This window comes from Oleiphilus sp. HI0123 (assembly GCF_001635315.1).
Genome location: NZ_LWGE01001731.1, coordinates 1 through 965, shown reverse-complemented (window position 1 = coordinate 965; position 965 = coordinate 1). Strand labels below are relative to the sequence as shown.

Here is a 965-nt window from a genome sequence, read left to right as displayed (position 1 = left end):
GGCCGTGAAGGAGTATTATCAAGAGCTTTTTGAAAGGCCCGGATACCGCCCAGCCGTCAGAAAAAAGTAATCTAAACCATGACTTTTCTTTTTCGGGGGAGCGACCCCAAAATAAAGTGACCGGAACAAGTTGAACGTCCAATGGGTCTATATCGGAATTTTTATTGCTCTCGGCAATGGTCTTGACGATTTGTTTGAGCCGATTAGTGACCATAGGGGTTTGGCGTTTTTTAAACCAGTTTCCTTGACGTTCATACAAGAAGAAAAAAGAGCGCCTAACCGAGTTTTCATTGAGTTTGAGTTGTGCTTGGGCAGAAGGGAGTCCAGACTTAATGCAGCTGTTTTCGAGGACGAGACGAGCAGAGAGTGAGCTGTATTGTAAAACATAACAAACCGGCTTGTTCGGGTCTATTTTAAGGCTTTCCGTGTCGGCACCTTTTACTTCAACGCGAACCCACAAGAATAGAATTTTTCTTAGCAGGCTAAATAGTAAAGAACTTAATCCGAAAAAATGACTCATAAACTAAGGGTCTCCGTTTAGTTCAATTATGTGCAGTACCGGGTTGCTCTACTACAAGCATTCAGCGTCTTAACTTCTGTATATGGGCTGAATCATGTAATCGAGTTGTCGAGCAGTATATGTTGGTGGGCTAGTTTATAGGCAAGCCTGCCTCAAGGCAAAATTCACTTGTTTGCTGTCGGCCATAAATCACAGCTCTGTGGCTGCTTTATCTCAAGTCTTTCACATATTTGTAACCGCAAGGTTAAATCTGTGGGGCAAAAGATTACTACCTTGAAAGCTTTGCTGAAAACACTTGAAATTAAAGAGTACGCTCTCTATATTTTCCTGCCGGGCCTTACGATCAGAGAAGACCCGTCGACTCGCATTGTAGAAGAGTCTGTCGTGAGTCAATATGTTAATCATAACAATATGAATCTAGAGTTAATTCAATTCAGAGTAAACC

1 protein-coding gene and 1 pseudogene are annotated in these 965 nt (G+C 42.2%); one reads left to right on the top strand and one right to left on the bottom strand.

The window, feature by feature from the left end; genetic code table 11:
• Positions 1-520 (bottom strand): annotated as a pseudogene (locus tag A3761_RS23425) (glycerol-3-phosphate 1-O-acyltransferase); the annotation flags it as partial.
• A 252-nt stretch (positions 521-772) separates the two neighbouring features.
• Here A3761_RS23425 and A3761_RS28700 point away from each other — a divergent pair.
• On the top strand, positions 773-965 hold a 193-nt coding region (locus tag A3761_RS28700), incomplete at its 3' end, for a hypothetical protein (RefSeq protein ID WP_156492065.1).